General features: G+C 69.9%; 11 protein-coding genes. 9 read left to right on the forward strand and 2 right to left on the reverse strand.

The genetic code is table 11. The features are described 5' to 3' along the window. Position 1 precedes the first annotated feature (1 nt). The 8 genes from AB4851_RS25970 to AB4851_RS26005 all read left to right on the forward strand — a co-directional run bounded on the left by AB4851_RS25970 (position 2) and on the right by AB4851_RS26005 (position 11352). Positions 2-469 carry a hypothetical protein gene (locus AB4851_RS25970; protein WP_414449373.1) on the forward strand — a complete coding sequence of 156 codons (468 nt, stop codon included), beginning with the start codon at positions 2-4 and terminating at the stop codon, positions 467-469. Between the two features lie 37 nt (positions 470-506). Next, the gene (gene tssK, locus AB4851_RS25975; protein ID WP_414449374.1) at positions 507-1949 is read left to right on the forward strand and encodes a type VI secretion system baseplate subunit TssK; all 1443 of its coding nucleotides are present in this window, start codon (positions 507-509) and stop codon (positions 1947-1949) included. After that, entirely contained in the window at positions 1942-2721 is a 780-nt protein-coding gene (locus AB4851_RS25980; RefSeq protein ID WP_414449375.1) for a DotU family type IV/VI secretion system protein, read from the forward strand. Before tssK ends, AB4851_RS25980 begins: the two co-directional genes overlap by 8 nt. Positions 2722-2760: 39 nt before the next feature. Then, complete coding sequence (locus tag AB4851_RS25985) at positions 2761-6813, forward strand: type VI secretion system protein (RefSeq protein ID WP_414449376.1); 4053 nt, start codon at positions 2761-2763, stop codon at positions 6811-6813. Between the two features lie 14 nt (positions 6814-6827). Then, positions 6828-8009 (forward strand): type VI secretion system protein TssA, encoded by a 1182-nt coding sequence (gene tssA / locus AB4851_RS25990; RefSeq protein ID WP_414449377.1) that lies wholly within the window; start codon positions 6828-6830, stop codon positions 8007-8009. Between the two features lie 70 nt (positions 8010-8079). Beyond that, positions 8080-9033 (forward strand): hypothetical protein, encoded by a 954-nt coding sequence (locus tag AB4851_RS25995; RefSeq protein ID WP_414449378.1) that lies wholly within the window; start codon positions 8080-8082, stop codon positions 9031-9033. A 57-nt stretch (positions 9034-9090) separates the two neighbouring features. Continuing rightward, complete coding sequence (locus AB4851_RS26000) at positions 9091-10218, forward strand: hypothetical protein (protein WP_414449379.1); 1128 nt, start codon at positions 9091-9093, stop codon at positions 10216-10218. A gap of 42 nt (positions 10219-10260) precedes the next feature. Next, positions 10261-11352 (forward strand): GNAT family N-acetyltransferase, encoded by a 1092-nt coding sequence (locus AB4851_RS26005; protein ID WP_414449380.1) that lies wholly within the window; start codon positions 10261-10263, stop codon positions 11350-11352. Positions 11353-11557: 205 nt separating this feature from the next. Here AB4851_RS26005 and AB4851_RS26010 read toward each other — a convergent pair whose 3' ends face one another. Then, positions 11558-11950, reverse strand: a complete 393-nt coding sequence (locus tag AB4851_RS26010; protein ID WP_414449381.1) for a hypothetical protein — start codon at positions 11948-11950, stop codon at positions 11558-11560. Between the two features lie 108 nt (positions 11951-12058). Here AB4851_RS26010 and AB4851_RS26015 point away from each other — a divergent pair, with 108 nt between their 5' ends. Further along, positions 12059-12334, forward strand: coding sequence for a DUF6150 family protein (locus tag AB4851_RS26015; protein WP_414449382.1), 276 nt, complete (start codon positions 12059-12061; stop codon positions 12332-12334). Positions 12335-12350: 16 nt separating this feature from the next. Here AB4851_RS26015 and AB4851_RS26020 read toward each other — a convergent pair whose 3' ends face one another. After that, a complete protein-coding gene (locus AB4851_RS26020) occupies positions 12351-12614 on the reverse strand; it encodes a hypothetical protein (protein WP_414449383.1) in 264 nt (87 codons plus the stop codon). Positions 12615-12642: the final 28 nt, after the last annotated feature.

The following is a 12642-nucleotide window of genomic DNA, read 5'->3' on the forward strand; positions in this document are numbered from 1 at the left end:
CATGCGCCCCGTATCCGCCCCGCCGGCGTGGTTACGCCGCCTGTCGCTCGCCGCGCTGTGCGTTGTGCTCGCCGCCTGCAGCTGGTTCGGCCCGAAGACGGCCGCCGTCTCGCAGATCAAGGTGGTGGCCGAGATCAGCGCGAACCAGAACGCCGCCACCCAGCTCGACGTGGTGTTCGTGTACGACAGCAACGTGCTCGCGCTGCTGCCGGCCACCGGCCCCGACTGGTTCCAGAAAAAGGACGCGCTGCTGGCCGGCCTCGCCACCGCGATCGACGTGGTGAGCCTGCAGGTGCCGCCCGCCACGCTGGCCACCGCCAGCCTGCCGAAGCGTCATGGCAAGGCGATCGCCGTGTACAGCTACGCGAACTACCTGAGCGCGGCCGGCCAGCCGAAGGGCAACATCACGCCGTACAAGAACGTGACGATCTGGCTCACGCCGACCGCCGTCACCTATCAATCGCAGTGAGGCCCGCTCGCGATGCGTTTTCCGGAATGAACAGGCCATGACACTCACCGCCCCGCTCCCCGATGCCGTCCAGTGGTCGGAAGGCATGATGCTTTCGCCGCAGCATCTGCAACAGAACGACCGCTATTGGCAGGCGCATCTGCGCCATCGCCTGCAAACCGTGACGCCGTTCTACTGGGGCGTGCTGACGCTGCGCTTCGAACTGGTGAAGGAAATCCTCAGCATCAGCGAGCTCGAATGCCTGCTGCCCGACGGGCTGCTGGTGGGCTTTCCCGGCGCGCTGCCCTACACGCCGCCCGGCAACGTCGAGATCGACGTGGGCGCGGCGTGCCGCAGCGGCGAGCCGCCCGTCAAGGTGTGGTGCTGCGTGAACCCGCGCGGCGCGCACGCGGCCGTGCAGGACAGCCAGGAACGCCGCTACAACTCGGTGCTCGACGAATCGAACCTCGACGAAAACACCGGCGAGCAGGCCGTGCAACTGCCGCGCCTGCAGGTGCGCTTCCATCTGCACCTGGGCGCCAGTTCGCCGTCGACGCAGACCGCCGTGCCGCTGCTCGAAATCTCGCGGGCCGACAACCAGCAGTTGCGCATCACGCCCTACCATCCGCCGATGCTGAACATCGCGGTGGCCGACAGCCTCGGCGAAACCAACCTGTGGCGCGGCCTGCACGAACTGCACGACCAGCTGTGGGACAAGGTCGTGCAGTTGGGCGAGCACGGCAAGCTCGATGCGCGCGAGGACACGCTGAGCGTGGAGCAGCGCCAGCATCTCGACGCGGCGCGGCGCATCGGCGCGTGCCTGCCGCCGTTCTCCACGCTGCTGGCCGCCAGCACCCACCCGAGCCAGCTTTATCAGGCGCTCGCGCACCTGGTGGGCGCGGCGGCCGGGATCGGCGCCGACCCCACGCCGCTGCTGATGAAGCCCTATCAGCACGACGATTGCGCGCCGCAGTTCCGGCAGGCGATCGAGTTCGTGCAGGCGCGCATCGACACGCTCGACACGCGCTACGAACAGCTCGATTTCAAGCGCGTCGAATCGTATTCGCCGACCCAGCCCGACCTGTGCTTCGAGCGGCGGCTGCCGCCGGGCATGGGCGACGAATTGATCGTCGAACTCGAACCGCGCGACGGGCAAACCGCCACGCAACTGCTCGGCTGGCTCGACGAGGCCTTGATCGCCGACGCCGCCGTGCAGCCGAAGCTGCGCCGCGCGCGGGTGGCCGGCGCGCTGGTGCGCGCGTTGAGCGCGCAGGAGATCGAGCGCGAGAAGCTGCGCCCGCATGCGCTGCTGTTCGCGATCCGCAACCAGCCGCTCGCGCTTGACGACCAGGGGGCGCTGCACGCGTTCGGCGATGCGTCGCTGTTGCAGATCGTCGGCCGCAAGAACGATGCGCGGCCCAACGCGATCGTGCTCTATCGCAACAAGCTCGCCACCGGCGCGCCGGCCCAGCCCGCTCCCGCAGGAGATCGCCATGCATGACGCGCCCGCCTGGCCGCAACCGCGCACCGGCAGCTACGTGCTGGTGGCGCGCTTCGCCGATTTCTACCAGGACGTGGCCGCGCTCAGGCGCGCCCAGGCCGAGGGGCGCATGGCCGCCCATCTGGCCGGCGACGGCGGCGCGCTGCCCACCACCGGCGCCGAGTTCGCGGCGCGCGCCGCCGCCCGGCTGCGCGCGCTGCTGCAACAGCAGGCCCGCCGCTGCACCGAAACCCCCGGCACCGAAGACAGCCGGCTCGAACAGCAGGCGCTCTACCTGATGACCGCGCTGGCCGACGAGATCCTGATCTTCGAACTCGATTGGGCCGGCCACGACGCCTGGCTCGACGTGCTGCTCGAACAAGCGATGTTCGGCACCGGCAACGCCGGCTCGCGCTTCTTTGCGATGGCCGAGGCGCTGGTCGAGGCGAGCCTGCCCACGCCGCGCCATGTCGATCTGGCGGCGGTGTTCCTGCTGGCGATGGAACTCGGCTTTCGCGGCCGCTACCGCGCGCGTCAGGCGCAGCCGCACCTCGACCGGATTCGCGAGCGCCTGTTCCAGCGGGTCAGCGCGGCCGGCGCGAGCCCCGACGACGACGGCCCCGCATTCGCCCAGGCCTATGCCTACCCGCTCACCGGCAGCCGCGACGAACGGCTCGCGCCGGTGTCGCCGTGGCGCAACCTCGGGCTGTACGGGCTGGCCGCCTTCCTGGTGCTCGGCGTGGTGACGTGGCTCGTGCTGATGCACCCGTTCGAACGATTCCTGAATTCCTGATCACCCGATGGCCCGCGTGGCCGAGGCCGGAGCGCTTCCGTGAACGTATTGCAACCTCTCACCGCCTGGCTCAAGGCGCAGACCGGCTGGACGCTCGACCCGCACGCGCTGCAGCTCGTGCTGACCGGCGCGGCGGCGCTGGCCGTGCTCGCCGTGGCGGCGAAGCTGGCCGCCACGCTGTGGGTCAAGCTCAAGCCGCTGCTGAAGGCGCCGGCCGTGCCCGCGCTGTGCGGCTGCGAGCCGGCCGCCGCCACGCGCAAGCCGGGCTGGATCGCGCGCGCCTCGCTCGCCATCGATTACCTGCACACCCGCCGCGAGTGGCGCTACGGCACGCCCTGGCTGCTGATGCTGGGCCAGGCCGGCGCGGGCAAGACCAGCCTGCTCGAATCGATCGGCCCGGCCCACACGCAAGCGCTCAGCGAGCATCAGCGCACGCTCGCGGTGGACGGCGCCACCTGGTATTCGCTCGACCGCGGGCTGGTGCTCGACCCGGACGGCAGCCTGCCCGAAGCGGCCGCGCGCGCCGCGCTCGACGGCGACGCGGCCGACGAACCGGCCGCGCGCCGCTGGCGCAAGACGCTCGACCAGCTCGACGCGTTGCGCCCCGAGCGCGCGCTCGACGGCATCGTGTTGACCGTGTCCGCCACCACGCTGCTCGGCGGCGACCCCGCGCGCACGCTGGCGGTGGCGCAGAACGCGCGTCAGCAGTTGCGCACGCTGGAGGAGCGGCTCGAATTCGCGCTGCCGGTGTACGTGATCGTGACCGCCTGCGATGCGCTCGACGGCTTCGCCGCGTTCTGGCGCTCGCAAACGCCGCAGCGGCGCGACGAGATGGTGGGCTGGTCCGCGCCGAGCCAGGCCTTCGAGACGCCGCCCACGCAATGGGCCGAGCCGATCTTTGCCGAGATCGACAGCCAGTTGCGCGCCTTGCAGGTGGAGGCCGCCGCGCACTGCGAGCGGATCGCCGCGCACGACGCCGACGCGCTGTTCCTGTATCCGAGCCGGTTCGCGCAGTTGAGCACGCCGTTCCAGCAGTGGCTGTCGGTGGTGTTCCAGGTGTCGGCGTGGCAGACCGGCTTCTTCCTGCGCGGCGTGTATTTCACCGGCGCGATCGCGGCCGACGGCGAGCGCGTGGCCCCGCTCGACGACACGCGCCGCGACGTGGCGTTCGTGCACGGCCCCTTGCTCGACAAGGCACTCGCGGAGCGCCATCTGGCGCGGCCCACCCGGGCCGGCGTGTGGTCGCGCAACCAGTTGATCCGCCGCGTGCAATGGGGCTGCGTGGCGGGTTTCTCGCTGCTGTTGCTGGCGTTCGTGGTGCGCGCCTGGCAGCTCGACGACCAGATCGGCCGCGTGACCGATGCGCTGCGCCGCCTGCAGACGCTGCAAGCCGCGGCGCCGGCGGCGGGCTGCGTGGCGCAGGCGCCCGTCTATCAGTTGATCGACGACGTCGCGCGCATCGATGCCGATGCGCACAGCTGGCTGCTGCCGATGTCGCTGATCGATTCGCGCCTGTCGAGCCAGAGCGCGCGGCGGGTGGCCGACGACGCGTTCCGCAGCGTGATCCTGCCCGGCCTGGCGTGCCGGATGTCGACGCAGGCCTACGCGCTCGGTGCCGACGCCAATCGCGGCATCGACGCGCGGCTCGACTACAGCGGAGCCGCCGCGCAACTGCGCGGCTTCGTGCAGCAGGCCGACCGCTACGAACGCAATGCGAGCCGCTTCCAGCGCCTGCTCGGCAAATCGCCGTATGCCAAGGAGCGCACGCCGCTGCCCGGCTTTCTCGAACTGGTGGAGTACGCCTACGGCGCACCGCTCTCGCCGTATCTGCGCACCCGGCCCGGCCTGCTGCCGGCCGTGCTCGCGAGCCTGAACGCGGCCGATTTCCCCGGCAGCTACGGCACGCCGCCGCAACTGAAGCAGAACGTCAGCGACCATATCGTCGCGCTGGCCGCGCAGACGCGCGACCTGACCCAGGCCGAACTGCAATCGGGCGTGACGCTGCTGGGGCAGTTGCAGGCGCGCACGCTGCCGATCCTCGCGCACGTCAAACAGTTCACGCACTGGCTGAACTGGATTCGCACCGACTGGCTCGGCTCCAGCGCCACGCGCAACCCGATCCTCGCGGCGCAGGCGCAACTGGCCGCCAGCCTGCGCCCGCTGATCGACGACGACGGCTACCCGGCCAGCGTGCTCGCGCAAGCCACCGCCCAGTTCGATGCCGCCGGCCAGTATCCGCTCGCGATGCAGACGCTGAACGCGATGTCGCTGCCCGGCTACGGCCCGCTGTTCGTCACCACCAACGGCGCCGCCGCGCTGAACCCCGCGATGCAGAACGAGCTGACGGGGCTCGACGCGCTCGGCAGCCTCGGCTACATGGCGATCGACCCGGTCGCGCCGTTCGCCTGCGCCAACAACGACATGGCGAACTGGAGCCAGGGCCTGCTCAAGGATGCGAACCAGTATCCGGCCGACTATCAGACATTCATCGCCCAGCCGATGCTCAAGGGCGCGCAGCCCGATGCGCTGTATCGCCAGTTGGCCCGCTACCAGCTCGAACTGGCGATGAACAACAGCCTGCAACTGGCCCAGGCCGCCGCCAACCTCGCGCCGGGCAACCCCGACGGCACCACGGCCGACGCGCAGCAAAGCGCCGACAGCGGCAATTTCGCCAACCTCTCGCCGCTGCTGCTCGGCGTGGAAAAGCAGTTCCGCACGCTCGGCATGGCCGGCAGCGCCACCCAGATCACGCAGTGCGCGCATCAGTTCGCCAACAGCCAGCTCGGCCGCATCGCGCAACTGGCCGACCAGAGCCAGCTTTATCAGCCGGCGTTCCAGCCGGCTTCGTCCGATCCCGACGCCAGCTTCTTCGACCTCGGCAGCACCGCCGTGATCACCGACACGCTGTCGCGCCAGATCAGCCGCGTGCAGGTGCTGGTGGGCTATGCGCAGCCGGTGCTGAACTATCTGGCGCAGGCCGAGCCGGGCGCCTCGAACGCCGGCGCCAACACCTCGAACGCGGCCTACTGGACCCACACCGCCAACGAACTGACGCGCTACACCCAGGGCAAGGACCCGAACTCGCAGCCGGCCGTGCTCGACACGCTGTTCATGAAGCTGTTGCCGTCGCTGCAGAACGGCAACTGCGGCGAGCAACTGGCCGGCTACGACGCGCCCACGCTCGGCAACGACCTGTTCTCGAGCCATCGCGGCCAGTTGATGCAAAGCGTGCAGATGCGCTGCAAGGGCGAGCGCTACGCGCAGGCGCAGAACGCGTGGCTGCCGGTGGCGAGCCGCTTCACTCGCGATCTGGCCGGCCGCTATCCGTTCGGCTCGCTCGATGCGGATGACGCGAGCCTGGCCGCCGTCAAGGGCTTCCTGGCCGATTACGAAGGCCGGCGCGCCGCGCTGCAGAAGCAGGTGGCGGGCCTCAAGGACCCTTATTGGAAAAACGTGCGCGCGTTCCTCGCCCAACTCGATCAGGTGGACGATTTCCTGGCGGGCAACCTGGTGGCGGCCGGCGACGGTTCGGCATCGTTGAGCCTGAACGTCAATTTCCGCGCGCTGCACGCGGGCGCGAACGGCAGCAACCAGATCGGCGAGATGAACCTGATGTCGGGCGCCAAGGGCATCACGTTCCCGAACGGTGGCGCGAGCCTCGACTGGCAGTTCGGCGAGCCGCTGGTGCTCGACCTGTCGTGGGCCGGCCTGTCGCTCTGGCGGCCGTCGCTGGCGGTCAGCGCGCCCGATCTTCAGGTGGACGGCAATACCGCCTCGTTCGCGGCGGCCGGCAACTGGGCGCTGCTGCGCCTGATCGAGCGGCATCGCCCGGTGGCCGACCCGGCTTCCGACCCGCGCGACCCGGCTCGCTCGCTGCTGCAATTCGACGTGCCGGTGCTCGATGCGAGCAAGCCGGGCAGCCCCGCGAGCGACACCGCTCACATCTACATCGGGATTCGCATGTCCAACCCGGCTGCCGGCGCGGCGGCGCCCGCGCCGGCATCGGCAGCGGCTTCGGCGCCGAGCCCGGCCGCCCGGCCCGGCGCGCTGCTGAAGCTGCCGCCGGCCTTCCCGACTACCGCTCCTCAATGAATGGAAACCGACTCATGAACGATGCCCTCTATCTCGCCGCCGACACGCATTTCAAGGAACACCTGCATCTCGGCCTGGACGCGTTGCTCGCGCCGATCGACGCCCATGCGCCGTGCGGACGCCCCGCACGCGAATTGCGCGGCTACGGCCAGATCGCCCAGGAACGTCGGCACGACGACCCCTCGCTGCCGATGGGCGCCTGGGAGCGCGACCTGAAGCGCGCCGACTGGCTCAAGGTCAGTCATCTGATCGTCCAGATGCTGGCGCTCCAGAGCAAGGATCTGCAACTGCTCCAATGGCTGTTCGAGGCGCAGGTCAAGCATCACGGCATCGCCGGCATCGCGCCGGCCCTGACGCTCACGCGCGAGATGTGCACGCGTTTCTGGGATCCGATCCATCCGTTCCCCCATGGCGGCGACTACGAGCATCGCGCCAACATCCTGCGTTCGATCGCCGACAAGCATCTGGGCGTGCTGCGCCTCGCGCCGCTGGTTCAGCACGCCGAGCGCAGCTATGGCTGGGCGGACTGGGAGCGTGCCCGCTACCACGCCCAGGTGCGCGTGTCGCGCGGGCGCCTCGACGCGGCGCCCGAAGGTGCGACGCTGGACCAACTGCAGACCGCGCTGGCCGATACGCCGAGCGACGCGCTGGCCGCCACGCATGCGGAACTGGCGCGCGCGCTGGCCGCGCTGGCGTCGCTGGGCGCGAGCGTCGATCCGCTGTTCGGCGCCGAGGCGCCGAGCCTCGGCAAGCTGGCCGACCTGCTCGAACAGATGCGGGCGTTGTTCGTCGGCGAGCTGCACAAGCGCGGCATCGAGCCGCCCGGCTTCGCGCCGGCAACCGCAGCGCCCGCTGCGCAGGCGCAGGCGGCGTCCGAGGCCGGCGGGGAGCCGGACGCCGCGACCGATCCGGCCTCGGAGCCGGCCACGGACACCGCGGTCGCCGCGGCCCCCGGCTTGGCGGCCGATGTGCTGCGCGATCGCGCCGATGCCTACGCGCGTCTGGCCGAGATCGCCGCGTTCCTGATGCGCATCGAGCCGCACAGCCCGGCGCCGTACCTGGTGCGCACGGCCACCGAATGGGGCCGGCTCTCCACGCCGGAGCTGTATCGCGAGGTGTTCCTGCGCTTGGGCGGGCAATTGAACATCTTCGAGATGCTGGGCATCGAGGCCCCGAACCCGGGCGCGGCGCAGTAACGCGAGTCCTTGATTCGAACCACGCCGGCGAGGCAGCCGGCTCCTGTCCCGTCATGTCCGGAGGATTGCGATGTTTCCGAAGAAGCCCGATTACACCTCGCGCGGCCGAAAGCTCGATGCGAAGGTGCCGGATAAACCCGCCAAGCGGGACAATCCGCTCGGTGCGCCCGTGGAGCGACGCCAGCGCGCCAACAGCCTGCGGCGGCTGCCGACGGAACATTTGATGGAGCTGGCGCAGACCCACGACAGCGTCCACGTCAGACAAGGCGCCGAGCGGGAAATCGGGGTGCGCCACGACCTCGTCGCGGAAAGCAGTGCGCAGTTTTCCGGGGGTGGCCGGCCGAAAATGAATGCGCTTGGCCCGGTCGGCATGCGGGAAGTGACCGCGATGCGCTTCGCCTCGAGCATGGCGGAAGAGGCGCAGGACGAGGTGAATCGCGAGTACAAAAATCCCAGGGACATGAGCCAGGTGGGGCAGATCGGGGTGGCCAACGTCGGCGGCCATCTGGGCGTCGGGTTTTCAGGTACGCAGGACGGCATGGCGCACACCCGCGCCGTCGAGCAGCGCATGCTGGATCTGCAGAAGGACTACGGGGACAACGGCCTGGCACAGCACTGGAGCGGGCGACTGGAAGGCGTTGCCGTCTCCGACGTGTTCGCGGACAAATCGGACCTCAACATCTGCGCCGCGAAGCGCGCCTCGCATGTGGCGAGCAGCGTCGCGAACGCCGCGAACGGGTCGCCGCTGTCGCCGATCCAGCCCGTGCATCGGCGCGATATTGCGCCGCCCGATTCGTTGATCGAAATGATGAGCCCCGCCACGAGCGGGCGCGGCAACCTGTTGAGCGATTTCAGCGCCGCGCAGAAGCGCCGTGGGTCCGCCGTGGCGCCGGATGTCGCGCTGTCGCCGGCGATCAGCGGCCGGCCGCGCAGCAAGAGCGTCGACAGCATGGCGAACTCCTGCGACATCTGCATGGGCGAGCACGATCACCATATGGAAAAGCGCTTCAACCACGGCAAATGAACGTCCCGCACGCGCGGCGCCGATCGCGCCTCGCTTCATGAAACCAGGAGGTAAGCCATGCCTTATCGCTACGTCGACCACACGATGAACCCCACGCAGGTGAATCGGCAGGTCAGCTACGGGCCGACCGCTGACATCGCCCCGTTGGATCAGCAGCGCTTGCAGAATCATTACGGCACGCCGCAGGTGCTCGCGCGGGTCACGCAGTACAGCACGCGTCACGCCACTTACGTGGCGGCGGCCCAGGCCGGCAACCGGCCGCTCACGATCCAGGAGGATCAGGCGCGCGTCACGGGGAGGCAGGCCACCCACGCCTCGATCAACCATGTGATCGCCTCGGGTACCGGGCAGAACCTGCTCAACGAAGGCACGCTGTCCTTCCAGACCGGCCAGGCACGCGTGAATCAGCATTGGAATGCCGCCATCGGGCCGATGGCGCCGGGGCGCTTGCAGGCGCGCATGAACGTGATGCACGGCATCGCCGAGCAGGCCGCGGCGGTGGGCCGGCAGCAGGGTTACTCGCGCGCGATCATCAACGAGCGCGGCAACGAACCGTTGAACAACACGGCCACCAACCGGCGCATCTACGGCAACGCGCAAGCCGGCCAGCGGCTGCAGGTGCAGCCGACCCGCGACATGGCGTTGCAGCACACGCTCACGGCGTTCCAGGGCGCGACGCCGAACGCCCGCGTGCGCGCCTATCGCGACGTGCTGCGCATGACGTTCGACTCCCCCGGCAACTTGAGGGTGGGCGACGAGTACGGCAACAACCTGGCCCGTACCGGTATCGACATCCCGCTGCGGGCCGATGGCCTGACGCCGACGGCGCATGGCCAACGGCTGCTGAACGCCCACGCGACCTATGCGCCGCCCCGGCTGCACGCGCCGAACCGCACGTTTACGATCGACCAGAACAACGTGCGCGTGTCGAGCAGCATGGAGGAGCCGAACCCTCGGCCGCTCACCGGCAAGCGCTCGGCCACCTACATGCTGTCCGCGCCGCCGACCACCAAGAAACCGAAGCTGAATCCTCCGAGCGCACCGTCGAGCGGCATCCCGACCATGAAAACGGGTGGTTTCACGTTCGCCCCGTCGCCCTTTTCGGCGTTCGGCCAATCGACGTCGCCGATCACGGCCCGCCCGATCTTCCGCGTGAAGGGGCCGCGCAAGATCACGTCGACCTGAACCTGATTCCGTCGCCGCCACCGGACGCAAGGCCCCTCCACCATGCAACTTGCCCCCGCCTCCGACGCCCGGCCCGCGTCGCCCGCGAGCGATGCATCGCCGGCCGACGCCACGCCGCTCGCGCGCCTGCTCGGCGATCTCACGCACGCGGACTGGCCCGCCGACGCACTGGCGGCTCACCTGCCCGGCGTGCTCGATCACGCCGGCGCGCTGGCGCCGGCGAGCCGGCTGGATTGGCTGATCGGCCTGCGCCAGGCCTGGCAACGTGCCCCCGAGGCGTTCCCGCCGGCCGCGCGCCGCGAGCTGCTCGATCTGGCCGCCGCTTGGGGCTGCTGGCCGCTCGCGATCGAGGTCGGCCAGGCCTTGTTGTGCGTGCAACGTCACGATGCCGCCTTGCTCGACCGGCTCCGCGATGCCTATCACCAGATGGGCGAACCCGACGCCGCGTTCGACGCGAGCGTGGCGCTGCAACTGGCCTGCCCCGCGCAGCCGGCCCATGCGGCCCGCCACCGCGAGCTGGTGGCATGGCGCGACTGGCGTGCCGGCACGCTGCCGGCCAGCGAACCCGCGCACGCCGGCGACGTGCTGCGGCTCGAACCGCTCGGCCATCATCATCGCGACGATTTCGGCTGGCAGTACGACGATCCCGACATCGCCGAGCTATGCAGCCTGCCGCATTTCGAGAGCCGCGCGGCGTGGCACGACTGGCTCGACGGGCTGCACCGCTTCGGCGACAACCCCTGCGCGGTGCTGCATCGTCATTGGGGTTTCATCGGCTTCGTCGGGTTGTCGCTGCAGCGCGGCGTGGGGTGCCTCTATTACTGGATCGGACGCGACTTCCAGGGGCACGGCTTTGGCGCGCATGCGGCTTCGATGTTGCTGGCCGCCGCACATCGGCATGCCGGCATGGCGGCGTGTTACGCGAAGGTCTACGCGTACAACCTGCCGTCGCGCAGGACGCTGGAACGGATGGGGTTCGGCGACACCGGCATTCGCGGCGCGGCGCCGTACGACGATCAATGGTTTTACCGGGTCGGGCCGCACGCGGACGCGGGGCGCGTGGCCGACGAGCTGCACACGCTGCTCGACGATCTCGATTCGGAAGTGCGCGCGGCGATACCGTTGCGGGGCTGAAGCCGGCACCCTGACGGCTCGGCTGTCGCTCAGGTTGCTCGACGATCTCGATTCGGAGGTGCACGCCGCGATACCGTTGCGGGGCTGAAGCCGGCGCCCTGACGGCTCGGCTGTCGCTCAGGTTGCTCGACGATCTCGATTCGGAGGTATGCGCCGCGATATCGTTGCGGGGCTGAAGCCGGTGCCCGCCCCGCCCGTGTGTCGCTCAGGTGTTGTCGTCTCGCGCGCCGGACAGGTTCGGCACGTCGAGCGGATGCGCGCCGGTGCCCGCCGGATCGGCCTTGCGGGAGGCAGGCAGTGCCGATTCCCCACCGCCACCGCCGTTGAGACGATCCTGCACGGCGCGCGGCAGGTGATGCGACAGGATGGTTTGCGTGCGACGCGGCAACGCGAGTTCGATCGAGGCCGGCGGCGCCTGGCGCGGCGAGCGGCCCGCGCCACCTGCCGCGGCGATGGTGGCCGCGCGGCGATCGGTATCGCCCGGGTCGCGCGTGCCGAGCACGGGGCGCGTCGCGCCGTTCGGCACGATCACCTCGACGCGATGGGCATCGCCGCGCAAGCGCAGCGTGGGCGGCGGAAACGGCTTGTTCTTGGGCATGACGCAGGCGATGATCCGGGGTTCGGGGGCCGACGCGAGCGCCGGATTCGACAACACCACACAACGCGGGCGCGGTTGACGCCCGTTTCACATTCAGGAACCGATTCGATGGCTCGAATCTATCAAGCTGCCAGCATGGGCGAAGCGACCGTGCGTATCGCCCTCACCTCGCGCGGCGAAGCCGACCTGCTGGTGCACCGCGTAACCAGCATGGGCTACGCCCATGGCGATGCGCTCTGGTACATCACCCGCGACCGCCACAATGCCACCGCCATCGTGTATTTCTGCAGTGTCGGCATGGCGGAAATCAAGGCGTGTTTCGTCGACAGCCAGGGCGAAGCGGGCTGGCAGCGGGAATCGCGCTTCAAGGGGCGTTTGCGTTGAAGGGGGACGGGCGCGCTCAGTGCCCGGCATCGCCTTCCGGCGGGTGATCGCCTTCGCGCCGCACGCGCCACAGCGTGCGGTTGCCGATCGCCACGCGGGCGACCACGCCGCGCGCGCGCAAGGATTCGAGTGCCGCGAGCGTGACGTCGATCGACTCCTGCGCGTCGTGCGCATCGATCCAGAACCGGTGCACGCCCTCGATCGTGTCGGCCGCGGCGGGATAGGCCTCGAGATAGCGCGCAATGCGGCCGGCGACGTGTCGGACCAACTCGTCATTCATGCGCCCTACCTCGCCGTCGAATCGTCAA

It is taken from the genome of Burkholderia sp. 22PA0099, from assembly GCF_047497165.1.
GTDB lineage: Bacteria > Pseudomonadota > Gammaproteobacteria > Burkholderiales > Burkholderiaceae > Burkholderia.